Source organism: Nocardioides sp. DN36, from assembly GCF_055380375.1.
This window is the reverse complement of the sequence record NZ_AP043823.1, coordinates 1,943,442-1,966,112: the sequence shown is the minus strand read 5'-3', so window position 1 is coordinate 1,966,112 and position 22,671 is coordinate 1,943,442. Positions and strand designations below refer to the sequence as shown.

The following is a 22,671-nucleotide window of genomic DNA, read 5'->3' as shown; positions in this document are numbered from 1 at the left end:
GGCCCCATGTCCTCCAGCGTGACCAGCGTCGCCGTGCTCGTGCAGGACGGTGTCGAGCCCTTCGGCCTCGGCGCGATGTGCGAGGTCTGGGCCGAGCCCTACCACCCCGAGGACGACAACCCGGTCTTCGACTTCGTCGTGGCGACCCCGCGGCCGGGCCGGGTGCGTGGTCCCTCGGGCTTCGACCTCCACGTCGAGAACGGCCTCGAGGCGGCCGCCGACGCGGACCTGCTCTGCATCGCTCCCAAGCGCGACTACCTGGCTCCCTCGCCCGAGGTCGTCGAGCTGGTCGCGGCCGCGCACGCCCGCGGCGCCTTCGTCTTCGCGCACTGCACGGCGGCGTTCGTGCTCGGTGAGGCCGGGCTCCTCGACGGTCGCCGGTGCACGACCCACTGGCGCCACGTGGATGCCCTCGCCGAGCGCTACCCGCTCGCCCACGTCGACGAGAACGTCCTCTACGTCCAGGACGGCACCATCGTCACCGGGGCCGGCTCCGCCGCGGGTCTCGATGCCGCGCTGCACCTGATGCGCCAGCAGTTCGGCGCCCGCACCGCGGCTGCGGCAGCCCGCCGCATGGTCGTGCCGCCGCACCGCTCCGGCGGGCAGGCGCAGTTCATCGCCCGCGCGGTCCCCGACTGCGACGCCGAGACGCTGGGCCCGCTGCTCGCCTGGATCGTGGAGAACCTCGGCGACGACCTGAGCGTCGACGAGCTGGCCCGGCGCTCGCACATGTCGCCGCGCACCTTCGCCCGCCGGTTCCGCGCCGAGACCGGCACCACCCCGCACACCTGGGTGACCGCGCAGCGGGTGCAGGCCGCCGAGGAGCTGCTCGAGCTGACCGACCACTCGGTGGACTGGATCGCGGACGAGGTCGGTTTCGGCAACGCGGCCACGCTGCGCCACCACTTCACCCGGGCGCGGGGCGTGAGCCCACAGCAGTACCGCCGTACCTTCTCCGGGGCGGCCGCCGAGCGGAGCGCCTGACCGCGACCGTCGCCCCGTCCGGTTGTCACGGCCAGTTGTCACTGCCCGTGGACCGGCTGCCTACGATGACCGGGGTGGAAGGGGGCCGGATGTCGCGACAGCGCGCCCTGCCCGTCTACCTCGTCGTCCTCCTCCTGGGCCTGCTTCCCCTCGCCGCGGCCTGCCGGTCGGCCGACGATCCGGTCCGCATCCTCCTGGTGGGTGACTCGGTGACGCAGGGCTCCGCGGGTGACTGGACCTGGCGCTACCGGCTGGCCCAGCACCTGGTCGACGCCGACGTCCCGTTCGACTTCGTCGGGCCCGACGACGGCCTGCTCGACAACCTGACGGGGAAGCAGGGGTCGCACGCCTACGCCGACCCGGACTTCGACCAGGACCACGCCGCCCGCTGGGGCATGAAGTTCGTCGACCAGGACCAGCCCATCGGGGACCTCGTCGACACCTACCACCCCGACGTCGTGGTCGAGATGCTCGGCTTCAACGACCTCGCCTGGGACCACGCCGCGCCCGCCGACGTCATCGACCACGCACGCGATCTCGTGGAGGACGCCCGATCCGCCGACCCCGACGTCTCGGTGGTCCTCGGCGGGCTGCCGCAGACCTGGTTCCCGGGCGTCGAGGAGTACGACGCCGACCTGCAGGAGCTGGCGGCCGACCTCGACAGCGAGGACTCCCGGGTGGTGACGGCCCAGCCCGTCCAGCCGTACGTCGAGGACGTCGACACCTACGACCCCGCGCACCCCACGGCCACCGGCGAGGTCAAGATCGCCGCGGGGGTGGCCGACGCCCTCGCCTCCCTCGGGATCGGGAGCGACTACCCGCGCCCCCTCCCGGTCGTCCCGAACGGGCCGCGGGTGACCGCGGTGCTCTCCGCCGTCCCCGGTGACGGCGAGGCGACGCTGCGCTGGGAACCGCCGCCCGGGGCGACCGGCGAGACCGTGTGGAGGCGCGACGCCACCACCGGGGAGGACTGGGCCCGGCTCCCGTTCCCGGTGTCCGGGTCTCCCTGGGTCGCGGGCGGGTTGACCAACGGCCACCGCTACGAGTTCCGGCTGCAGGCCCAGAAGGGGTCCGCGGTGGCCGAGGACCTGTTCTCCAACGTGGTGTCGGTGGTCCCTGCCCGGCAGCGGGCCGAGCGCCCGGGAGCTACCGGCGGTCCATGAGGTCGGGCAGCCGGTCGCGGAGCACCTTCCCGGTGAGCGTGCGGGGGAGCTCGTCGACGAACGTCCACGTCTTCGGGCGCTTCGGTGGCGCGAGCCGCTCGCGGGCGTACGCCGCCAGCTCCTCCTCGCGGGCCGGGCCGACCACGGCGGCGCAGACGCGCTGGCCCCATTGCTCGTCGGGGACCCCGTGCACGGCCACGTCCTCAACGCCGGGGTGCTCGCGGAGCGCGTTCTCCACCTCCAGCGGGTAGACGTTCACCCCGCCGCTGATGATCAGGTCCTCGCGCCGGCCGTCGAGGTAGAGGTAGCCCTCGTCGTCGAGCCGGCCCAGGTCGCCCACCGTGAAGGCCGGGCCGTCGACGGTGCCACCCCAGGCCGCGGCCGTCTTGCCCGGGTCGCCGAGGTAGGAGAACCGGGCGTGCTGCGGCACGGTGCACCAGATGGTGCCGTCGTCGTCGACCGCGAGCGAGCGGCCGGGTCGCGCGCGCCCGACCGTGCCGGGCCGCTCGAACCACTCCTCGCTGCGGCAGGCGGTGAACTGGCCCTCGGTGGAGCCGTAGAACTCCCAGGTCGACCCCGCGGGGAACTCCGCGACCAGCCGGTGCTTGACCGCCACCGGGCAGGGCGCCCCGGCGTGCGCCACCAGTCGGAATGACGACAGGTCGGGCGTGCCGACCTCGTCCCAGTGGGCGAAGAGCCGCTGCAGGTGGGTCGGCACGCAGAACATCGTGGTCGGCCGCTCCTGCTCGATCGCGGCGGTCACCGTCGCCGGGTCGAACGGCCCCGGGACCACGATCCGGCCCCCGGCGAGCAGTGTGCCCATCGCGAAGCGGAGGGGTGCCGAGTGGTGGAGCGGGCTCAGCACGAGGTTGACGTCGGACGCGCAGAACCCCCACAGGTCGCGCTCCTCGGCGACCAGCGCGTCCGCCTGCTCAGGGCTCAGCAGCCCGCTGAACACGCCCTTGGGTGTCCCGGTCGTGCCGCTGGTGACATGGATCGGCCGACCTCGCGGCACGCCCCGCTGGGCGCCCGGCCCGGTCGGGCCCGTCGACACCCGCTGCGCGAGCGAGGCCAGCTGCTCGGGCGTCTCGACGACCAGGTCCGGGTCGAGGCCGACGAGGATGCCCTCGCGCTCGTACGCCGTCAGCCGCGGGTCGAGCGGGATCGGGAACACCCCGTCCGCGAGCAGTGCCATCACCAGGTCGACGTAGTCCGCCGACCCGGGCACCAGCAGGGCGACGCGCGACCCTTCGTGCAGCTCGACGTGGTCCACGCGTCGCAGCCTACGGCGACCCTCTACCCTCGCGGCATGCGTGTGGGACTGACAGGTGGCGTGGCCTCGGGGAAGAGCACGGTGTCGGCGATGCTCGACGAGCTGGGCGCGGTCGTCATCGACGCCGACCAGCTGGCGCGTGAGGTGGTGGCGCCGGGCACCGACGGCCTCGCGGAGGTCGTCGCCGCGTTCGGGCCCGAGGTGCTGACGACCGAGGGCGGGCTGGACCGGCCGGCCATGGGGGCGATCGTCTTCGCCGACCCGGAGAAGCGGCGGGTCCTGGAGTCGATCATCCACCCCCGGGTCAGGGCCCGAGGTGCGGAGATCGAGGCGGAGGCGCCCGCCGGCGCGGTCGTCGTGCACGACATCCCGCTGCTGACCGAGACCGGCCAGGCGGCGGCCTTCGACGCGGTGATCGTGGTGGACGTCCCGACCGACGTCCAGCTCGACCGGATGACCCGGCTGCGGGGGATGAGCCCCGAGGACGCCCGCGCCCGCATCGCCGCCCAGGCGAGCCGCGAGCAGCGGCTGGCGATCGCGACGTACGTCATCGAGAACACCGGGACGCTCGCGGACCTCCGTCGCCGGGTCGCCGAGGTCCACGGGCAGCTGGAACGACACTGACCCGCCCGGACAGCCGGGCGGGTCAGCGTGGGGGGCCAGTGGTCAGGCCGCCAGGTCGGGGTCCCCGAGGCGACGCAGCTTCTGCAGCGCCTCGCGCTCGAGCTGGCGGACCCGCTCGGCCGAGATGCCGTGCTTGGCGCCGATGTCGGCGAGCTTGTGCTGGCGCCCGTCGACCAGGCCGTAGCGCGACCGGATGATGTCGGCGGCCCGGTCGTCGAGCTGGCCGACGAGCGTGTTGAGGCGCTCGCGGGACTCGACGTCGAGGACCGTCAGGTCGGGGCTCGGGGACGTCTCCTGGGCCATCAGGTCGCCCAGCGAGGTGTCGCCGTCCTCGTCGACGGGGGAGTCGAGGCTGACGTGCTCACGGCCCCAGGCGATCAGGTCGAGGACCCGGTCCACGTCCATGCCGAGCTCGGTGGCGATCTCGTGCGGCTCCGGCTCGCGGCCGAGCTGCCGCTCGAGCGTCCGGCGGGCGCCGCCGACCTGGTTGAGCTCCTCCACCACGTGGACGGGGAGGCGCACGACCCGGGCCTGCTGGGCGATGCCGCGGGTGATGGCCTGGCGCACCCACCAGGTGGCGTAGGTCGAGAACTTGTAGCCCTTGGTGTAGTCGAACTTCTCGACCGCCCGGATCAGGCCGGTGTTGCCCTCCTGGATCAGGTCGAGCATCGGCATCTGCGCGCGGCCGTACTTGCGGGCGATGGAGACCACCAGCCGCAGGTTGGCGGTGATGAACGTGTCGACGGCCTTGCGGCCCTCCTCGGCCAGCCACTCGAGCTCTTCCTGCGTCGCGGACATCGGGGCGCCACCCTTGCGGCGGCCGACCCGGCCCTCGGCGAGCAGGTGCTCGGCCATTAGGCCGGCCTCGATGGTCTTGGACAGCTCGACCTCGCTGGCAGCGTCGAGCAGGGGGTTCCGCGCGATCTCGTCGAGGTACAGTCCGACGCTGTCCCGGCCCTCGATCTCGCGTGATCCGACCCGCGCGCCGACCGTTGCGGTGCGTGTCGTCATGGGCGCCCCTCCTCAGCTCCGTGGCCCGCCATCGGCAGCCCCACACGTCCTGTCCAACGCCCCGACGTACCCGGAGATTCCCGGACCTATCCCGACGGTTCGTATGAACTCTTCGTAGCCAAGGACGGTTGGCGATGGGTTGGAGTTGCGTCCCAGCGAAAATCTCAGCCAGTTCTCAGACGTCGGACCCGTCCGTCGCCGACCCGGCCGTCGGCGGGGACCACGCCGGGGTCGCGTCCGCGAGGCCCATCCGGTCGAGGATCCAGGCCAGCGTGAAGGCCCGGTCGTGCCACGACTTGTAGCGCCCGGAGACGCCGCCGTGACCCGCCGACATCTCGGTGCGCAGGAGGAAGTCCCGCCGACCGACCGCGGTGGCCCGCAGCCGGGCGACCCACTTGGCCGGCTCCACGTAGAGGACGCGCGTGTCGTTGAGCGAGGTCTCGGCCAGGATGGGCGGGTAGTCGACCGCCGCCACGTTGTCGTACGGCGCGTAGCCGGCCATGTAGGCGAACACCTCGGGGTCCGCCTCCGGGTTCCCCCACTCGTCGTACTCGGTGACCGTGAGCGGCAGCGAGGAGTCGAGCATCGACGTCAGCGCGTCGACGAACGGCACCCCGGCGACCACCCCGCCGAAGAGCTCCGGGGCCTGGTTGACGACCGCCCCCATCAGCAGCCCACCGGCCGAGGCGCCCTCGGCCACCAGGTGCTCCGGCGTGGTCCACCCGGTCTGGACCAGGTGCCGGGCGCAGGCGATGAAGTCGGAGAAGGAGTTCTGCTTGCGCATCAGCTTGCCGTCGTCGTACCACCGCCGGCCCATCTCGCCGCCACCACGGACGTGGGCGATGGCGAAGCCGGCGCCGCGGTCGAGGAGCGAGAGCCGGGGCTTGGAGAAGTAGGGGTCCATCGACATCTCGTAGGCGCCGTAGCCGTAGAGCAGCACCGGGATGGGGCGCGAGCCCCCGCCTTCGTCCTCGCGGGCGCCGCGGCGGCACACGATCGAGATCGGCACCTGCTCGCCGTCCTCGGCGGTGGCCCAGAGCCGGTGCTCCTCGTAGTCGGCCGGGTCGTAGCCGCCCAGCACGGGGGTACGCCGCAGCAGCGTCAGCTCGCGGGTGCGGACGTCGTAGTCGTAGACCGAGGACGGGACGGCCATCGTCGTGTAGCCGAGCCGGACCACCGGCTGGTGGTAGTTGGGGTTGCTGCCCGAGCCGACCGTGTAGACCTCCTCGTCGAACCGGACGAGGTAGTCGTCGGTGACCGGCTGCGCGGGGTCGTCGCCGAGCTCGAGGATGCGCAGCTGGGTCAGCCCTTCGCTGCGCTGGTGCACGACGAGGTGGCCCGCGAACGCGTCGACGTCCTCGAGACGCACCGCCGGGTCGTGGGGGACCAACGCCGTCCACCGCTCCACCGGGGTGGGCTCGAGCGGGGCGGTCGCGAGCTCGAAGTCGGGCCCGGTGGCGTTGTGCAGCACGAGGAAGAGGTCGCGCCCGGCGAGGACGCCGTGGTCCAGGCTGTACTCCAGCCCCTCGCGTCGCTCCGCGAACACCCGCCAGCCCTGCTCGGGGGCGTCGGCGTCGAGGTAGCGGTACTCGCTGGTGGTCTTCGACCCCGAGGCGATCACGAGGAACCGGTCGGTGCGCGTGCGTCCCACACCGACCCAGAACCGGCCGTCGGTCTCGTGGAAGACCAGCTCGTCGTCCGCCTGCTCGGTCCCGAGCCGGTGCCGCCAGATCTTGTCGGCGCGCCAGGACTCGTCGACGGTCGTGTAGTAGAGGTCGGTGCCCTCGCGGTTCCAGGTGGCCCCGCCGATCACGCCGGTGATCTCGTCGGGCAGCAGCCCTCCCGTGCCCAGGTCCTTGACCCGCACCGTGTAGCGCTCGTCGCCGGTGACGTCGGTGGAGTAGGCGAGCAGGGTGGCGTCCGGGCTGACCGCCGAGCCGCCGAGGGAGAAGAAGTCGTGCCCCTCGGCGAGGCTGTCGAGGTCAAGCAGGAGCTCCTCGCCGGGCAGCGCCGGCTCGCCGGCGGCACAGTGCTCCGCGGGGCGGGGCGGGGTCCAGTCGTCCTCGTCGTGCACGGGCACGCGGCAGGTGGCGCCGTACTCCCTGCCCTCGTAGGAGCGGCCGTAGTACCAGTGCCCCCGGACCCGGGTGGGGACCGAGAGGTCGGTCTCGAGGGTGCGCGCCTTGATCTCCTCGAAGATCGACTGACGCAGGTCGGCGAGGTGCGCGGTGCGGGTCTGCGTGTACTCGTTCTCGGCCTCGAGGTGGGCCCGCACCTCGGGGGAGTCCTTGTCCCGCAGCCACTCGTAGTCGTCGGTCCGGGTGGTCCCGTGGACCTCGCTGGTGACAGGTCGGCGCTCCGCGATCGGAGGGGCAGCGGGTTCGGTCGTCGCGGGGGAGTGCTCCATGGGGTCGAACCTAGCGCCGTGTCAGGCGGGCGGGTCGTCCGGCTCCTCCGGCACCCAGGCGCTGAGCACGGGGTCGTCGTCAGCGAACGAGCGGACCGGCCCTGCCGGCGACTCGGCCGTCTCGAACCGGACCGTCACCACCCCGCGGCCCGACCCCCACACCCAGCCCCGACCCAGCTCGGCGTGCACGACGTCCATGCCGGGTGCCCAGGTGCGGCGCTGACGGCTGGTCGGCACCAGCTCCTCCTCGGGCACCGCGTCGTCGGCCTCGTCGGCCTCGTCGCCGAAGAGGTCCTCCTGGATCCAGTCGGCGAGCCCGGAGACCCCGACCCCGAGCAACCGCACCCCTCCGGAGGTGTCGAGGTCGGTGAGCAGGCCACGCGCGAGCCGGGCGATCGTGGCGGTGCTGTCGGTGGGCGAGGCCAGCGTGGTCGACCGGCTCAGCGTCGTGAAGTCGTGGAGCCGGACCTTGATGGAGACGGTCCGGCCCGAGAGGCCGTGCTTGCGCAGGCGCTCGGCGACCTCGCGGGCCTGACGGGTCAGCAGTCCCTCCATCAGCCGGCGGTCGGTCAGGTCGGTGTCGTAGGTGCCTTCCACACTGACCGACTTGGCCTCGCGCTCCGGCACCACCGGCCGGTCGTCCTCGGCGCGGGCGAGGTGGAAGAGGCCGCCGCCGTGTGCCTTGCCGAGCAGCCGGACCAGCTCTTCGAGGTCGACCGACTCGAGGTCGGCGACGGTGTGGATGCCGGCCCGTCGCAACCGCTCGGCGGTCGCGGGCCCGACCCCCGGGATCACCGAGACGTGCATCGGGCGCAGCAGCGCCTGCTCGGTCCCGGGTGGCACGACCGTCAGCCCGTCGGGCTTGTCGAGGTCGCTGGCGACCTTGGCGATGAACTTCGAGGTCCCGATGCCCACCGACGCGGTCAGCCCACCGGTCGCCTCGTGCACGCGGGTCCGGAGGTCCTCGGCGAACGCGGTCACCGTGTCGACTTCGAGGTCGGGGAGCAGGGCGTGCTCGAGGTCCACGAACGCCTCGTCGAGCGAGAGCGGCTCCACGAGGGGCGAGGCGGACCGCAGCAGGGACATCACGATGCGGCTGGTGTCCCGGTAGGCGTGGAACCGCCCGGACAGGAACGCCGCGTGGGGGCAGCGGGACCGGGCCTCGCGGGTCGACATGGCGGAGCGGACGCCGTACTTGCGGGCTTCGTAGGACGCCGTCGCCACCACGCCGCGGCCACCCACGCCGCCCACGACGACGGGCTTGCCGCGCAGGGAGGGCTTGTCGCGCTGCTCGACCGCGGCGAAGAACGCGTCGAGGTCGAGGTGGAGCACCGAGGCGTGCGCGCGCATCAGCGGCCTCCGGGTCCGGCGGGCATGCGGGCAAGGTACCGCGGCCCACCGACACGGCCCGGACGGGCCACGAACCGTCCACAGGAAGCCCCGTCGCCGGCTCCCTCCACAGGTCTCACCGGACAGCGGCGTCGATGTCGGCACGGGCGGGGACCGTCCCAAGCATGACCACACCCACCACTCCCACCCAGCCGACCACCTTCGTCGCCCGCAGTCCCGAGGACGTGCTCGCGGCCGTCCCCGTCGTGCTCGGCTTCGTCCCGCAGCGCTCGATCGTCATGCTCACCTTCGGCGCCGCGGCCACGTTCCACGCCCGGGTCGACCTGCCCCCGCCCGCCCACGTCGACGGAGCGGTCGAGGCGCTCCTCGGGCCGGCGAGCCGCCACCTGGTCCGCGGCGTCGTGTTCGTCCTCTACTCCGACGACGCCGACCACGCGCGGCGGGTCTCCCGTGCGCTGGTGCGGGCCTTCGAAAGGGCCGGGATCGACGTGCTGGAGTCACTGCGGGCCGACGGCCGGCGCTGGTTCGCGCTGCTGCCCGGGCGTCGCGGCGTCCCGGCGCACGGCGTCCCCTACGACGTCTTGGCCCACCACTTCGTCGCGCAGTCGGTCCTCGACGGCCGGGTGACGCTCGCGAGCCGCGACGAGCTGGCCGCCTCACTGGCTCCGGACCCCGACCGCGCCACTGCCCTGGCCCGGCTGGCCGGGGAGGAGACGGTGGACCCCGGGCAGCTCGCCGCCGAGGCGGCCTGGGTCCGCGCCACGGTCGAGCGTCAGGTCGCCGCCGGGGCGGTGCCCACCGACGAGGAGGCGGCCCGGCTGCTGGGGGCGCTGCTGGACCTGCGGCTCCGGGACGTGGCGTGGTCGCTGATGACCCGGGAGAGCGCCCGCGAGCACGTCGGCTACTGGACCGACCTGGTCCGCCGCAGCCCCGACGACCTGCTGCCCGCCCCGGCCGCCCTGCTCGGCTTCGCGGCCTGGCTCGCCGGCCACGGCGCGCTCGCGTGGTGCGCGGTCGAGCGCTGCCAGGAGGTGGATCCCGGCTACGGTCTGGCCGACATCCTGGGTCGACTGCTCGACCACGCCGTGCCGCCGACCGCCTGGGACTTCGAGACCGGGTGGTCCGACATGTTCGACGACCCTGCCTAGCGTCCCGCACCGCCCGCACCGCCCGCACCGCGCGCACCGCCAGCAGCGCCTGCGCCGCCTGCCCCGGCTGCTGGCGGCTCACCCGCAGCGGGCGAGCGGCCCGCCGGGATCCGTGCTTACGATGCGCCATGGGTGTCCGCACGGTGGGCGTGGAGGAGGAGCTGCTGCTCGTCGACCCCGCCACCCGGCTGGCCAGCTCGCGATCGCGGGAGGTCCTCGCCGAGCACCACCGCGAGCACGGCGTGCGCCCCGTCCGGGCCAGCCACGGTCTGGACAAGGAGCTCTTCCAGCACCAGCTCGAGACCCGGACCGAGCCCGCGACCGACATCGCCTCGGTGCGGCAGCAGCTGCTGGTCGCGCGCACCATCGCCGGGCGGTCCGCCCGGCGAGTGGGCATGGCGGCCGTGGCCGTGGCGACCGTCCCGCTGGCCGAGGAGCCGCGGCTGACCCCGGACGACCGGTACGAGGACATGCTGTTCCGCTACGCCGAGATCGCGCGGCACGCCGGCACCTGCGGCATGCACGTGCACGTGGTGGTCGAGAGCGACGAGGAGGGTGTCGGCATCATCGACCGGATCGGCCCGTGGCTCCCGGTGCTCCGGGCGGTCAGCGCGAACTCGCCGTTCGCCGAGGGGCGGGACACCGGGTACGCCTCCTGGCGCTCGCAGGTGTGGTCGCACTGGCCCACCGCGGGCCCCACCGGGACGCTCGGCTCGGTGGCGGCCTACCGGCAGCTGTGCGAGGAGCTGCTGGCCTCCGGGGCGGCCCGGGACCCCGGGATGCTCTACTTCGACGCGCGTCTCTCCGCCCACCAGCCGACCGTCGAGGTGCGCGTGTTCGACACCTGCACCGACCTCGACGACGCGGTGCTGATCGCGGCCCTGGTGCGCGCCCTCGTCGAGCACGCGGCACGGTCCTGGCACCGGGGCGAGGACCCACCGCTGTGGCGGACCGAGTCGTTGCGGGCCGCCCACTGGCGTGCCTCCCGGGTCGGGCTCGCGAGCACGCTGGTGCACCCGGTCACCCGGAGGCTGGTCACGGCGCGGGAGGTGGTGGAGGCGCTCCTCGCCACGCTTGCCACCGAGCTCGAGGAGACCGGGGACGCCGAGCTGGTGCGGGCCGGTGTCGAGCGCGTGCTGTGGGGCGGGGGAGCGGTGCGGCAGCTCGAGGCCTACCGGCGGGCCGGGTCCCTCGACGGCGTGGTGGACGACCTGGTCGTGCGCAGCGAGCACGTCTGGTCCCGGGACGCGACGTCGGGGTGAGCCCGCCGCGGGGTGCCACACCCTAAGGTTTCGTCATGGGCGAAGAGGTGGACCAGCAGGAGTTCTCCAGGGCTGACCGGACGCGGCACCGGGAGAAGGTGCGTCGCTGCCTCGACGTCTTCGCCCGGATGCTCCGGGAGGCCCGGTTCGACACCGACGACCCGATGACCGGGCTCGAGGTCGAGCTGAACCTGATCGACGACCGGGGCGACCCGGCTCTGAAGAACGCCGAGGCGCTCGCGGCGATCGCCGACCCCGACTTCCAGACCGAGCTCGGGCAGTTCAACGTCGAGATCAACGTGCCGCCCGCCAAGCTCCGGGAGGGTGGGCTGACCACCTTCGAGGACTCGCTGCGGGCCAGCCTCAACCAGGCCGAGGAGAAGTCCTCCGACGTCGGCGCCCACATGGTGATGATCGGCATCCTGCCGACCCTCGCCGAGGGGCACATGAGCCTGGCGAGCCTGAGCGCCAACCCGCGGTACAAGCTGCTCAGCGAGCAGATCCTCAACGCCCGCGGGGAGGACATCACGATCTCGATCTCCGGGCCCGAACGGCTCGAGACGACCGCCGACTCGATCGTGCCCGAGGCGGCGTGCACCAGCACCCAGTTCCACGTGCAGACCTCGCCGGACCAGTTCCCGGCGTACTGGAACGCCTCCCAGGCGATCGCCGCGGTCCAGCTCGCGGTGGGCGCCAACTCGCCGTACCTCCTGGGCAAGCAGCTGTGGCGCGAGACCAGGATCCCGCTCTTCGAGCAGGCCACCGACACCCGCAGCGAGGAGCTGAAGGCGCAGGGGGTGCGTCCCCGGGTGTGGTTCGGGGAGCGTTGGATCACCTCGATCTTCGACCTCTTCGAGGAGAACGTCCGGTTCTTCCCGGCGCTGCTGCCGGTCACCGAGGAGGAGGACCCGCTCGAGGTGCTCGAGTCGGGCGGCACGCCCACGCTGCACGAGCTGCGGCTGCACAACGGCACGATCTACCGCTGGAACCGGCCCGTCTACGACATCGCCGCCGGGGTGCCGCACCTACGGGTCGAGAATCGGCTGCTCGCCGCCGGGCCGACTGTCGCCGACACCATCGCCAACGCGGCGTTCTACTTCGGGCTGGTCCGCGCTCTCGCCGAGAGCGAGCGGCCCCTGTGGTCCCAGATGTCGTTCAGCGCCGCCGAGGAGAACTTCCACGTCGCGGCGCAGCAGGGGGTCGAGGCCCAGATCTACTGGCCGGGAGTCGGGCAGGTCCGGGCCACCGAGCTCATCCTGCGGCGCCTGCTCCCGTTGGCGCGCGAGGGCCTGGCGTCGTGGGGCGCGACGACGGAGGAGAGCGACCGGCTGCTCGGGATCATCGAGCAGCGCTGCCTCACCGGGGTCACCGGCGCCGAGTGGTTCGTCCGCAGGATGGCCGACCGCGCCGACATGGACAGGTACGACGCGCTGCGGGCGACGCTGCTGGAGTACCGCCAGGGCATGCACACCAACGAGCCCGTCCACACCTGGGAGTGATCAGCGGGGGCGCAGCCGGCGCCAGGTGCGGGAGGCTCCGCTGCGCGGGTCCCACCAGCCGCTGCGGGTCACGACCACCAGCGTGAGCGGGAGGGCCGCCTCGCCGGCCGCGGCCCGGGCCGCGGAGAGCCAGGCGGCGTCGACGTCCTGCAGGGTGAGCTCTCCGGGGCGTGTCAGCCACACCAGCGGCGCGGCCGACCAGCCCCGTGCCCGCCGCAGCAGCGCCGCCATCACGTCGGTCCGCAGTCCGTGGTCGAGCAGTCCGTGGTCGACCACGGGGTCGAGCGGCTCGTGGTCGGGCGACACCTGCTCGTGCGGGTCCTCCGGCTCGTCCGCCTCAGGGGCGAAGAGCGCCTGCGGGCCGTCCGGGACCCCGACGTGGACCAGCGGGGCGTAGGTGCGCCGCGGCTCCGAGGCAGCGTGCTCCAGCACGGCACGGCGCAGCTGTGCCTGCAGCTCCCGGCCGATCGGCTCGACGATGCCCTCCACCCGGCCCCTTCCGACTGCGGTCCGACACGGTCTCGACCAGCCTGCCCGAACTCGACACCGGCGCGCGCGGCTCGTCCACAGGCTGCCCCGGAGCACGAGTTACCGGTAGCGTGAAAAGCACGGGCCGCGCATCCGCGGCCGACGCGAGACGAGGAGGGCCGATGGGGACCGTCGTGGTGGGCTACGTGCCGAAGCCGGAAGGCGATGCAGCGCTGAGCAAGGCGATCGACGAGGCGAAGCTGCGTGGCACCAAGCTCGTGGTGGTCAACTCGCACCGCGGCGGCCAGGAGTTCGACGGCGAGGCCGCGATCCGGGCCGAGAAGGACATGGACGCCGTGCGCGCCCGGCTCGACGAGTCCGGGGTCACCTACGACCTGCGTCAGCTGGTCCGGGGCTTCGAGCCGGCCGAGGACCTGATCAGCATCGCCGAGGCCAACTCCGCCGAGCTGATCGTCATCGGCCTGCGCCGGCGCTCGCCGGTCGGCAAGCTGATCCTGGGCAGCAACGCCCAGCGGATCCTTCTCGACGCCCACTGCCCCGTGCTGGCGGTGAAGGCGGGCGACTGACCCGGGTCGCGCCCCGGGCACAGCGGGGCCGGTCGAGCAGTTCGCAGCTCGTCGGGCCACCGGATGTCGAGAACCCGGGCGTGGCTCCGTCCCCGGGGCGAACACGGCCACGACGGGCCGTACCGCATCGAGGAGAACACGATGGCCAAGTACCTGTTGCTCAAGCACTACCGCGGCGCGCCGGCACCGGCGAACAACGTGCCCATGGACCAGTGGACGCCGGCGGAGGTGTCCGCGCACATCACGTACATGCAGGACCTCGCCGCCCGGCTCGAGGGCTCCGGTGAGTTCGTCGACGCGCAGGCGCTCGCCTTCGAGGGCATGTACGTCCGGTACGACGGCGAGGGCCGGCCGCCGGTGACGGACGGCCCGTTCCCGGAGACCAAGGACCTGATCGCCGGGTGGATGGTGATCGACGTCGACAGCCAGGACCGCGCCCTCGAGCTGGCCGGGGAGCTGTCCGCTGCTCCGGGCGCCGGGGGGAGGCCGATCCACGAGTGGATCGAGGTGCGCCCGTTCCTGGCCGAGCCGCCGACCATCACGGAGTGACGCGGTGGCGGACGAGGTCCTGCTGCGAGCCCTCACCCCGGCCGTGATCGGGATCCTCGTCCGCCGCGGGGCCGACTTCGCGGCGGCCGAGGATGCCGTCCAGGACGCGCTGGTCGAGGCGGTCCGGGTGTGGCCGGACGACCCGCCCCGGGACCCGAAGGGCTGGTTGGTCACGGTGGCGTGGCGCCGGTTCCTCGACGCGACCCGTGCCGAGGTCTCGCGCCGCCACCGGGAGGACCGCGTGACGAGCGAGCCGGCGCCACCCGCCGCAGCGAGCTCGGTGGACGACACGCTCCAGCTGTACTTCCTCTGCGCCCACCCGTCGCTGACGCCCACATCGGCGGTCGCGCTCACCCTGCGTGCAGTCGGTGGCCTGTCCACGCGGCAGGTCGCGCAGGCCTACCTCGTTCCCGAGGCGACCATGGCGCAGCGGATCAGCCGGGCCAAGAGGACGGTGTCCGGGGTCCGGTTCGACCAGCCCGGCGACGTCGCCACGGTGCTGCGGGTCCTCTACCTGGTCTTCAACGAGGGCTACTCGGGCGACGTCGACCTCGCCGCGGAGGCGATCCGGCTGACCCGCGAGCTGGCGGCCAGGATCGACCACCCGGAGGTGTCCGGGCTGCTGGCGCTGATGCTGATCCACCACGCACGGCGCTCGGCGCGCACCCGCGAGGACGGGAGCCTCGTGCCCCTCGCGGAGCAGGACCGGGGCCGGTGGGACACCCGGATGATCGCCGAGGGCGTCGACGTCCTCCAGCGGGCGCTGGCCCGTGACGACCTCGGCGAGTTCCAGGCGCAGGCCGCCATCGCCGCGCTGCACGCCGACGCCCGGACGGTGGAGGAGACCGACTGGGTGCAGGTCGTCGAGTGGTACGACGAGCTGGTGCGGCTCACCGACAACCCGGTCGCCCGCCTGAACCGGGCCGTCGCGGTCGGTGAGGCCGACGGTGCACGGGCCGGCCTCGCGGCCCTGAGCGGTCTCGACCCGTCGCTGCCGCGCCATGCCGCGGTCGCGGCGTACCTCCACGAGCGGGACGGCGACCTGGAGGGCGCGGCTCGCCTCTACGTGGAGGCGGCGCGGCTGGCGCCCAACCTGCCCGAGCGCGACCACCTGACGCGCCAGGCGGCGCGGCTCAACGTCGCCCTGCGCGGCTGACCCTGGCGGTCAGGAGGCGGGGGCCTCCGACAGGCGACCGTCGTGCTCGACGTACTCGCGACCGGTGACCGGGCACCCGAACCGGCCGCCCGAGAGGTCGTCGAGGGGCACGCCGGCGTGCCCGACCCAGCGCGACCGCCTGGCCGGCACCCCCGCCACCAGCGCGAAGTCCGGGACGTCCCGCGTCACCACGGCACCGGCCGCCACCATCGCCCACCGGCCGATGGTGATCGGGGCGACGCACACGGCGCGCGCGCCGATGCTCGCGCCCTCGCGCACGGTCACGCCGACCGCCGTCCAGTCGTCGGGACCCTTCAGCCGGCCGTCGGGGGTCACCGCGCGCGGGAAGGAGTCGTTGGTGAGCACGACCGCGGGGCCGATGAAGGCGCCGTCCTCCACGATCGCCGGCTCGTAGACGAGGGCGTGGTTCTGCACCTTGCACCGGTCACCGAGCACCACGCCCGGGCCGACGTACGCGCCCCGTCCGATCGTGCACCCGCGGCCGATCCGGGCGTCCTCGCGCACCTGGGCGAGGTGCCAGACCCGGGTCCCGTCGCCGATCGTCGCGGTCGCGTCGACGTCCGCCGACGCCGCGATGCGCTGCTCCGTGGTCCCCGTCATCGTCTCCCCTCCGCAGCCGGTCCCGCCGGACCGCCTCGGACCGACGATCGGCCGCCACACCGACGGTTGGGGCGGGCCGGTGGCGAAGTTCCCCACAATCGGGCACCGACCGGCTCGCCAATTTCAGGGAACGTGGCCGCCGGTCGACGCTGCGCGACGACCCACCGCGCGACGCTCTGCCTGCATGGGGCGAGGCGGGATCAGAGCGGCCGTCGTCCCGGCGTCGGACAGGGGGAGACCGGATGGGTGCCAGGGGGACCGGAACCACGGGGTGCGGCTGCGCATGACGCCGGCGGCCAGCGTGATCATTCCCGCCCACAACGAGGCGCGGGTGATCGGGCGCAACCTCGCGCTGCTCCGCCGCGGGGTCGACCCCGATGAGCTGGAGGTGGTGGTGGTCGCCAACGGCTGCACCGACGACACCGTGGCGATCGCGGAGCGGGTGCCGGGGGTGCGGGTGCTGGAGATCGTGCACGCGTCCAAGACCGACGCGGTCCGGTTCGGCAACCTGTCCACCGACGTGTTCCCCCGGGTCCACCTCGACGCGGACGTGGCGATGAGCGGCGCCGACGTACGCGTGCTCGTCGCCCCCCTGCGGGAGGAGGGGCTGCTCGCGACCGCACCCCGCCGGATGCTCGACCACTCCCGGTCGCACTGGCTCGTGTGCTGGTACTACGACGTCTGGGAGCAGCTGCCGCAGGTCCGCCGCGGTCTCTTCGGACGCGGGGCGATCGCCCTCTCGCGTGAGGGCCAGGCGCGGGTCGACGCCCTGCCGGACGCGATGAGCGACGACCTGCTGGTCTCGGAGGCGTTCGCGGACCACGAACGCCGCATCGTCGAGGGTGCGACCGTCACGGTTGTCGCCCCCGCCACGGTGCGCGACCTGGTGCGCCGACGGATCCGGGTCGCCACGGGCAACAGCCAGGCCGGGTCCCTCGGGATGCGGCGGCCCGAGTCGGTGACGTCGCCGCGGTTCCTGTGGCAGCTGGCCCGCAGCAACCCGCGTCTCGTCCCGCGCGTCGCCGTGTTCCTGGCCGTCGCCGTGGTCGCGCGCATCGCGTCCCTCCGGGCGGTCCGAGCCGGCGACTTCACCACCTGGCTGCGCGACGACAGCTCCCGGGCCTGACCGCTCCCGGTCGGCTCCGAGAGGCGTCTCCCCGGCATGTCCTGAGTGACGCCTCGGTGGGTGGCGTGCGCCAACCGGGGCAAGGTCCCCAAGTTCGGGTAACCGCGCGGCCGGGGCTACCGCTCGCAGGTCCGGACACGTGGAATCGAGGCATCGACGTCTGGCTAGAGGGGACACGGACAGATGAGATCGACGATCAGCCCTGCGCGACCACTTGGCGTTGCCGTGGTCGGAGCGGGGTACTGGGGACCCAACCTGGTCCGCAACTTCCGGAGCGCCGAGGACTGGCAGCTCGCCGCGGTCTGCGACCTCGAGCTCGAGCGCGCTCGCCGGGTCGTGGGGTACGACGACGCCACGGCCGTCACGGACCGGCTCGAGGAGGTGCTGGAGCGCGACGACGTCGACGCCGTCGCGATCGCCACCCCCGCCCGCAGCCACCAGGCGATCGCCGAGGCGGCGCTGCGGGCGGGCAAGCACGTGCTGGTGGAGAAGCCGCTGGCCCACGACCGGGCCTCGGGACAGGCCATGGTCGACCTGGCCGAGGCGCAGGGCCGGGTGCTGATGGCCGACCACACCTACTGCTACACGCCCGCGGTGCTGAAGATCCGCGAGCTCGTCGCTGCGGGGGAGCTGGGCGACATCCTCTTCGTCGACTCGGTGCGCATCAACCTCGGCCTCGTCCAGCCCGACGTCGACGTCTTCTGGGACCTGGCGCCGCACGACCTGTCCATCCTCGACTTCATCCTGCCCGGCGGCCTGCGCCCGGCGACGGTCTCCGCCGTCGGCGCCGACCCGATCGGCGCCGGAAAGTCGTGCGTCGGCTACCTGACCCTGCCGCTGGCCGGCGGTGGCATCGCCCACGTGCACGTGAACTGGCTGAGCCCGACCAAGATCCGGCAGATGGTCGTCGGGGGCAGCCGCCGCACGCTGGTGTGGGACGACCTGAACCCGCAGCAGCGGCTCAGCGTCTACGACCGCGGCGTCGACCTCGCCCAGCAGTCGGTCGATGCGGTGGACCGGGCCACCAGCCAGGTCTCCTACCGGCTGGGTGACACCTGGGCGCCGGCACTGCCCGAGCACGAGGCGCTCCGGGCGATGGTCGCCGACTTCGCGCTCAGCATCCGCGACGGTTCGGATCCCCGGACCGACGGCGCCGCCGGGCTGCGGGTGCTGACGGTGCTCGACGCCGCGCAACGCAGTCTCGAGGACGGCAGGCCGGTCGCCACGGACCTGATGGAGGCGGTCCGGTGAGCGCCCTGCAGGGAGCCCGGGTGCTGGTCACCGGGGGAGCGGGCACGATCGGCTCGACCATCGTCGACCAGCTCCTCGACGCCGGCGCCGGGCACGTGGACGTGCTGGACAACTTCGTGCGCGGGCGCTGGGAGAACCTGGGTGCCGCGATCGCCTCGGGGCGGGTGACGGTCGTCCACGGAGACATCCGCGACCGCGACGTGGTCGGGGACCTGACCCTCGGCAAGGACCTGGTCTTCCACCAGGCCGCGATCCGCATCACCCAGTGCGCCGAGGAGCCACGACTGGCGCTCGAGGTGCTCGTCGACGGCACCTTCAACGTCGTGGAGGCCGCGGTCGAGGCGAAGGTCGCCAAGGTCGTCGCCGCCTCGTCGGCGTCGGTCTACGGCATGGCCGAGGAGTTCCCGACCCCCGAACGCCACCACCACCACGCGAACGACACGTTCTACGGTGCCGCGAAGTCGTTCAACGAAGGCATGCTGCGCAGCTTCCGGGCCATGCACGGTCTCGACCACGTGCTGCTTCGGTACTTCAACGTCTACGGGCCAAGGATGGACGTGCACGGGCTCTACACCGAGGTGCTGGTCCGCTGGATGGAGCGCATCGACGACGGGCTCCCCCCGCTGATCTTCGGTGACGGCAGCCAGACCATGGACTTCGTCCACACGAGGGACGTCGCGCGGGCCAACCTGCTCGCGGCGGGGAGCGACGTCGTGGAGGGCGTCTACAACGTCGCCAGCGGCACCGAGACCAGCCTGCTGGAGCTCGCGGAGGCGCTGCTGCGCGTGATGGGGTCCGACCTCCACGTCGAGCACGGTCCCGAGCGCGCGGTCAACGGCGTCGTACGCCGGCTGGCGGACACGGGCGCGGCCAGTCGCGACCTGGGCTTCGAGGCCGAGGTCGGGCTCGAGGAGGGCCTGTGCGAGCTCGTCGAGTGGTGGCGGCCGCAACGTGCCGAGATCCGCCGCGGCCGTCTGACGGTGGTCCCGTGAACCGCGTCAACGTGATGCAGCCCTGGATGGGCGAGGAGGAGATCGCGGCGGTCTCCGAGGTGATCGCGTCCGGATGGGTGGCGCAGGGTCCCCGGGTCTTCGAGTTCGAGCACGCCTTCGCGACGAGCCAGGAGGCGGAGCACGCCGTCGCGACGTCGAGCTGCACCTCGGCGCTGCACCTCGCGATGCTGCTCGCCGGGGTCGGCCCGGGCGACGAGGTCGTGGTCCCGTCGTTCTCCTTCATCGCGACCGCGAGCGCGGTCATGAACGTCGGCGCCACGCCGGTCTTCGCCGACGTGGAGCCGGTGACCGGCAACCTGGTCCCGTCCACGGTCGCGCCCGCGCTGACGCCCAGCACGCGTGCGGTGATCGCCGTCGACCAGGGCGGCGTCCCGGTGGACCTCGTCGCGCTGCGCGAGCTGTGCGACCCGCTCGGTGTCGTGGTGGTCGAGGACGCCGCGTGCGGTGCCGGCTCGACGTACCGGGGAAGGCCGGTGGGGGCGGGCGCCGAGGTCACGGCGTGGTCGTTCCACCCGCGCAAGCTGCTCACCACCGGTGAGGGCGGCATGATCACCACCTCGAACGCCGAGTGGGCGGCGCGCGCCAGGCGGCTGCGCGAGCACGGCATGAGCGTGTCGGCCGCGGCGCGTCACGTCAGTGTCCTGGCCCCCGCCGAGGAGTACCTCGAGGTGGGCTTCAACTACCGGATGACCGACCTGCAGGCCGCCATCGGGCTGGTGCAGCTCGACCGCCTCCCGGAGGTGGTGCGACGGCGCCGGGAGATCGTGGAGGGCTACGCCAAGGTCATCGACGACATTCCGGGGCTGCGCCTGGTCGCCGACCCGGCCTACGGCACCAGCAACTTCCAGTCCTGCTGGCTGGAGGTCGACGAGGACCACGCGCTCGACCGCGACGGGCTGCTGGCCCGGTTGGCCGACGCGGACATCTCGGCTCGCCGCGGCATCATGTCGATCCACCGGCAGCCGGCGTACCGCGACGCTCCCGGCACGCGGTTGCCGCTGCCCGTGACCGAGCGGCTCACCGACAACACGCTGGTCCTGCCCGTCTACCACCGGCTCTCGGACTCGGAGCAGCAGCGCGTGATCGACGTGCTCACCCGCCCGTGGGACCGGCCGTGAAGTCTCCCTCGCACGCCGCGCAGGCGACGATCGGCTCCGCGGTGACCGGCACCGTGACCTCGATTCCCCCGCCCGACGAGCAGGGGCGGACCCGACCCGGGTACGACCTGGACCGCCTCGTCCGCCTGATGCGGTCGGCGGTGGCGGAGTGCGACCTCGACCTGGCCGGCCGACAGGTCCTGACCGAGTCGGCCACGGGGGCGTACGTCGTCACCCCGGTGATCGCCGCGCTGGCCGGTGCGTCCCGGGTGGTGGGGGTGACCCGGGGGAGCCGCTACGGGACGGTGGCCGAAGTGTGTCGCCAGACGATGGCGCTCGCCACGGCCGCGGGTGTTGCCGAGCGGATCGAGGTGACGGACCGCAAGCGTCCGGGCGACCTGGCCGCTGCCGACGTGGTGACGAACTCGGGCCACCTGCGCCCCATCGATGCCGGTGACATCTCGATCATGAAGGACAGCGCGGTCGTCCCCCTGATGTTCGAGGCGTGGGAGCTCCACGCCGGGAGGGTCGACATCGATCTCGACGAGCTTCGCCGGCGGCGGATCGCAACTGCCGGCACCAATGAGCGTCACCCGCACGTGGACGTGTTCTCCTACCTCGGTCCCATGGCGTTGTGGCAGTTGCTGGGCGCCGGGCTGGGCGTGCACCGTTGCCGGATCGTCGTCCTGTGCGACAACCCGTTCGCCTCCTACGTCGTGGGTGGGCTGCGCGCGGCCGGTGCCGACGTGACCGTGCACCCGAGGCTCGACGACCTCGTCGACGAGCCCTGCCCCGACGCGGTGCTCGTCGCTCTCACGCCGACGGGCAGGCCGGTGGTCGATGCGAGCGCCACGTCGATCATCGCAGAGCGCTGGCCGGGGACGACGGTCGTGCAGTTCTGGGGCGACCTCGATCGTGAGGCGCTGCGCGCGGCCGGTGTCGCCGTCTGGCCGCCGAGGGGGCCGCGGCCGGGGCACATGGGCGTCCTGCCGTCCGACATCGGCCCGGACGCGATCATCCGGTTGCAGACCGGGGGGTTGAAGGTCGCGGAGGTGCTCCTTCGTCCCGCCCACGAGCGGACTGCTCGGGACATGGCGTACGTCGATGCGGTCTGACGCCCGGATCCTGGTGCTCGGCACGGGACCGACCTCTCGGTCCGCGCTCGAGTCGCTGGCCCCACGCTACGAGGTCTGCGGGCTGGTGCGTCCCGGGCAGGACGAGGTCGTCACGTGGGCGCAGGGCCTGGGGATCGACGTGTTCGCGGACAAGCGGCCCGCCGCCGTCGCAGGGCTCGTCCGGCGCCTGGAGCCCGACGCCGTGGTGGTGTCGTCGTACGACCGGATCCTCGACCCTGACCTGGTCTCCCGGTGCCCCTTCGTCAACGTGCACTACGCGCCGCTGCCGCGCTACCGCGGTCGGGCCACCGTCAACTGGGCGATCATCAACGGGGAGACCCGGACGGCCATGACGGTCCACTGCCTCGAGCCGGAGCTGGACGCCGGCGGGATCCTGGTCCAGGAGCCCGTCGCGATCGGTCCGCGCGCCACGGTGGCAGAGCTCTACGAGCAGCTGAACCGCCTGCAGCGCGAGACCCTGGCCGACGCGGTCGCGCGTCGTCTCGCGGGTGATCGCGGCACTCCCCAGGACGAGGGCCTGGCGAGCTACTGCTGCTCGAGGGTTCCCGAGGACGGCGAGATCGACTGGACTCACTCGGCGGTCCGGATCGACCGCCTGATCAGAGGACTCAGCGGTCCGTTCCCGCCGGCATTCACCTTCGTCGACCTGCTTCGGGTGCACGTCCTGCGGGCGCACCCGGTCGAGACCGGGCAGCGGTTCGAGGGGGCTGTCCCCGGACGTGTCATCAGGGTCCGCCGGGCCTCGGGTGCGGTCGAGGTCCTGACCGGAGACGGTGTGCTCAGCATCGACGCGGTTGCCGGTGAGCAGGGCGCGGAGCTCGAGCCGGCGACCCTCATCCGGTCCGTGCGTGACACGTTGGGCATCCGACCCGGAGCGCTGCTGCGTCGGCTCGAGGAGCTGGAGGCCAAGCTCCACGCGGAACCCGGGTCCCGATGATGGTGCTGC

21 protein-coding genes are annotated in these 22,671 nt (G+C 73.1%); 15 read left to right on the top strand and 6 right to left on the bottom strand.

Features of this window, described 5'->3' with window-relative positions; all coding sequences use genetic code 11:
• Nucleotides 1-6 precede the first annotated feature (6 nt).
• Both ACZ43H_RS10340 and ACZ43H_RS10335 read left to right on the top strand, forming a co-directional pair.
• Complete coding sequence (locus tag ACZ43H_RS10340; RefSeq protein ID WP_464589986.1) at nt 7-984, top strand: GlxA family transcriptional regulator; 978 nt, start codon at nt 7-9, stop codon at nt 982-984.
• An 89-nt stretch (nt 985-1,073) separates the two neighbouring features.
• The gene (locus ACZ43H_RS10335) at nt 1,074-2,147 is read left to right on the top strand and encodes a GDSL-type esterase/lipase family protein (RefSeq protein WP_464589984.1); all 1,074 of its coding nucleotides are present in this window, start codon (nt 1,074-1,076) and stop codon (nt 2,145-2,147) included.
• Here the strand turns inward: ACZ43H_RS10335 and ACZ43H_RS10330 are convergent.
• Entirely contained in the window at nt 2,131-3,420 is a 1,290-nt protein-coding gene (locus ACZ43H_RS10330; RefSeq protein ID WP_464589983.1) for a class I adenylate-forming enzyme family protein, read from the bottom strand. The two genes, ACZ43H_RS10335 and ACZ43H_RS10330, sit on opposite strands and share 17 nt — an antisense overlap.
• A 36-nt stretch (nt 3,421-3,456) precedes the next feature.
• Here ACZ43H_RS10330 and coaE point away from each other — a divergent pair, with 36 nt between their 5' ends.
• Nucleotides 3,457-4,044, top strand: coding sequence for a dephospho-CoA kinase (gene coaE, locus ACZ43H_RS10325; protein ID WP_464589981.1), 588 nt, complete (start codon nt 3,457-3,459; stop codon nt 4,042-4,044).
• Nucleotides 4,045-4,086: 42 nt separating this feature from the next.
• On the opposite strand, the gene ACZ43H_RS10320 is transcribed toward coaE, so the two are convergent.
• The 3 genes from ACZ43H_RS10320 to ACZ43H_RS10310 all read right to left on the bottom strand — a co-directional run bounded on the left by ACZ43H_RS10320 (nt 4,087) and on the right by ACZ43H_RS10310 (nt 8,812).
• Nucleotides 4,087-5,055 carry a sigma-70 family RNA polymerase sigma factor gene (locus ACZ43H_RS10320; protein ID WP_464589980.1) on the bottom strand — a complete coding sequence of 323 codons (969 nt, stop codon included), beginning with the start codon at nt 5,053-5,055 and terminating at the stop codon, nt 4,087-4,089.
• 175 nt (nt 5,056-5,230) lie between these two features.
• The gene (locus ACZ43H_RS10315; protein WP_464589978.1) at nt 5,231-7,462 is read right to left on the bottom strand and encodes a S9 family peptidase; all 2,232 of its coding nucleotides are present in this window, start codon (nt 7,460-7,462) and stop codon (nt 5,231-5,233) included.
• Nucleotides 7,463-7,483: 21 nt separating this feature from the next.
• Complete coding sequence (locus tag ACZ43H_RS10310; RefSeq protein WP_464589976.1) at nt 7,484-8,812, bottom strand: DNA polymerase IV; 1,329 nt, start codon at nt 8,810-8,812, stop codon at nt 7,484-7,486.
• Between the two features lie 164 nt (nt 8,813-8,976).
• Between ACZ43H_RS10310 and ACZ43H_RS10305 the strand changes: the two genes are divergently transcribed.
• From ACZ43H_RS10305 to ACZ43H_RS10295, 3 genes are all read left to right on the top strand, one after another.
• Nucleotides 8,977-9,960: a DUF4192 domain-containing protein gene (locus tag ACZ43H_RS10305; protein WP_464589974.1), complete on the top strand. Its 984-nt coding sequence runs from the start codon at nt 8,977-8,979 to the stop codon at nt 9,958-9,960.
• 128 nt (nt 9,961-10,088) lie between these two features.
• Entirely contained in the window at nt 10,089-11,222 is a 1,134-nt protein-coding gene (locus tag ACZ43H_RS10300) for a carboxylate-amine ligase (protein WP_464589973.1), read from the top strand.
• Nucleotides 11,223-11,257: 35 nt separating this feature from the next.
• Complete coding sequence (locus ACZ43H_RS10295) at nt 11,258-12,721, top strand: glutamate-cysteine ligase family protein (RefSeq protein WP_464589971.1); 1,464 nt, start codon at nt 11,258-11,260, stop codon at nt 12,719-12,721.
• Here the strand turns inward: ACZ43H_RS10295 and ACZ43H_RS10290 are convergent, their stop codons facing one another.
• Nucleotides 12,722-13,210 (bottom strand): hypothetical protein, encoded by a 489-nt coding sequence (locus ACZ43H_RS10290; RefSeq protein ID WP_464589969.1) that lies wholly within the window; start codon nt 13,208-13,210, stop codon nt 12,722-12,724.
• A gap of 161 nt (nt 13,211-13,371) precedes the next feature.
• Between ACZ43H_RS10290 and ACZ43H_RS10285 the strand changes: the two genes are divergently transcribed.
• From ACZ43H_RS10285 to ACZ43H_RS10275, 3 genes are all read left to right on the top strand, one after another.
• Nucleotides 13,372-13,776, top strand: a complete 405-nt coding sequence (locus ACZ43H_RS10285) for a universal stress protein (RefSeq protein WP_379180136.1) — start codon at nt 13,372-13,374, stop codon at nt 13,774-13,776.
• Nucleotides 13,777-13,917: 141 nt separating this feature from the next.
• The gene (locus ACZ43H_RS10280) at nt 13,918-14,325 is read left to right on the top strand and encodes a YciI family protein (RefSeq protein WP_464589967.1); all 408 of its coding nucleotides are present in this window, start codon (nt 13,918-13,920) and stop codon (nt 14,323-14,325) included.
• A gap of 4 nt (nt 14,326-14,329) precedes the next feature.
• A complete protein-coding gene (locus ACZ43H_RS10275) occupies nt 14,330-15,481 on the top strand; it encodes an RNA polymerase sigma factor (protein WP_464589965.1) in 1,152 nt (383 codons plus the stop codon).
• A gap of 9 nt (nt 15,482-15,490) precedes the next feature.
• Here ACZ43H_RS10275 and ACZ43H_RS10270 read toward each other — a convergent pair whose 3' ends face one another.
• Nucleotides 15,491-16,102 carry an acyltransferase gene (locus ACZ43H_RS10270; RefSeq protein WP_464589963.1) on the bottom strand — a complete coding sequence of 204 codons (612 nt, stop codon included), beginning with the start codon at nt 16,100-16,102 and terminating at the stop codon, nt 15,491-15,493.
• Between the two features lie 271 nt (nt 16,103-16,373).
• Between ACZ43H_RS10270 and ACZ43H_RS10265 the strand changes: the two genes are divergently transcribed.
• The 6 genes from ACZ43H_RS10265 to ACZ43H_RS10240 all read left to right on the top strand — a co-directional run bounded on the left by ACZ43H_RS10265 (nt 16,374) and on the right by ACZ43H_RS10240 (nt 22,662).
• Nucleotides 16,374-17,228: a glycosyltransferase family 2 protein gene (locus ACZ43H_RS10265; protein WP_464589961.1), complete on the top strand. Its 855-nt coding sequence runs from the start codon at nt 16,374-16,376 to the stop codon at nt 17,226-17,228.
• Nucleotides 17,229-17,453: 225 nt separating this feature from the next.
• Nucleotides 17,454-18,479: a Gfo/Idh/MocA family protein gene (locus tag ACZ43H_RS10260; RefSeq protein WP_464589959.1), complete on the top strand. Its 1,026-nt coding sequence runs from the start codon at nt 17,454-17,456 to the stop codon at nt 18,477-18,479.
• Nucleotides 18,476-19,471 (top strand): NAD-dependent epimerase/dehydratase family protein, encoded by a 996-nt coding sequence (locus ACZ43H_RS10255; RefSeq protein WP_464589958.1) that lies wholly within the window; start codon nt 18,476-18,478, stop codon nt 19,469-19,471. The genes ACZ43H_RS10260 and ACZ43H_RS10255 overlap by 4 nt, the downstream gene beginning before the upstream one ends.
• A complete protein-coding gene (locus ACZ43H_RS10250) occupies nt 19,468-20,610 on the top strand; it encodes a DegT/DnrJ/EryC1/StrS family aminotransferase (protein ID WP_464589956.1) in 1,143 nt (380 codons plus the stop codon). The genes ACZ43H_RS10255 and ACZ43H_RS10250 overlap by 4 nt, the downstream gene beginning before the upstream one ends.
• Nucleotides 20,607-21,704, top strand: coding sequence for a hypothetical protein (locus tag ACZ43H_RS10245; protein ID WP_464589954.1), 1,098 nt, complete (start codon nt 20,607-20,609; stop codon nt 21,702-21,704). Before ACZ43H_RS10250 ends, ACZ43H_RS10245 begins: the two co-directional genes overlap by 4 nt.
• Nucleotides 21,694-22,662, top strand: coding sequence for a methionyl-tRNA formyltransferase (locus tag ACZ43H_RS10240; RefSeq protein WP_464589953.1), 969 nt, complete (start codon nt 21,694-21,696; stop codon nt 22,660-22,662). Before ACZ43H_RS10245 ends, ACZ43H_RS10240 begins: the two co-directional genes overlap by 11 nt.
• The last annotated feature ends 9 nt before the right edge of the window (nt 22,663-22,671 follow it).

Coding starts and splice junctions, on each gene's coding strand:
- ACZ43H_RS10310 (WP_464589976.1), bottom strand. CDS start 8,812: ATGCGCGCGCACGCCTCGGTGCTCCACCTCGACCTCGACGCGTTCTTC.
- ACZ43H_RS10285 (WP_379180136.1), top strand. CDS start 13,372: ATGGGGACCGTCGTGGTGGGCTACGTGCCGAAGCCGGAAGGCGATGCA.
- ACZ43H_RS10240 (WP_464589953.1), top strand. CDS start 21,694: ATGCGGTCTGACGCCCGGATCCTGGTGCTCGGCACGGGACCGACCTCT.
- ACZ43H_RS10340 (WP_464589986.1), top strand. CDS start 7: ATGTCCTCCAGCGTGACCAGCGTCGCCGTGCTCGTGCAGGACGGTGTC.
- ACZ43H_RS10305 (WP_464589974.1), top strand. CDS start 8,977: ATGACCACACCCACCACTCCCACCCAGCCGACCACCTTCGTCGCCCGC.
- ACZ43H_RS10320 (WP_464589980.1), bottom strand. CDS start 5,055: ATGACGACACGCACCGCAACGGTCGGCGCGCGGGTCGGATCACGCGAG.
- ACZ43H_RS10300 (WP_464589973.1), top strand. CDS start 10,089: ATGGGTGTCCGCACGGTGGGCGTGGAGGAGGAGCTGCTGCTCGTCGAC.
- ACZ43H_RS10270 (WP_464589963.1), bottom strand. CDS start 16,102: ATGACGGGGACCACGGAGCAGCGCATCGCGGCGTCGGCGGACGTCGAC.
- ACZ43H_RS10335 (WP_464589984.1), top strand. CDS start 1,074: ATGTCGCGACAGCGCGCCCTGCCCGTCTACCTCGTCGTCCTCCTCCTG.
- coaE (WP_464589981.1), top strand. CDS start 3,457: ATGCGTGTGGGACTGACAGGTGGCGTGGCCTCGGGGAAGAGCACGGTG.
- ACZ43H_RS10315 (WP_464589978.1), bottom strand. CDS start 7,462: ATGGAGCACTCCCCCGCGACGACCGAACCCGCTGCCCCTCCGATCGCG.
- ACZ43H_RS10295 (WP_464589971.1), top strand. CDS start 11,258: ATGGGCGAAGAGGTGGACCAGCAGGAGTTCTCCAGGGCTGACCGGACG.
- ACZ43H_RS10280 (WP_464589967.1), top strand. CDS start 13,918: ATGGCCAAGTACCTGTTGCTCAAGCACTACCGCGGCGCGCCGGCACCG.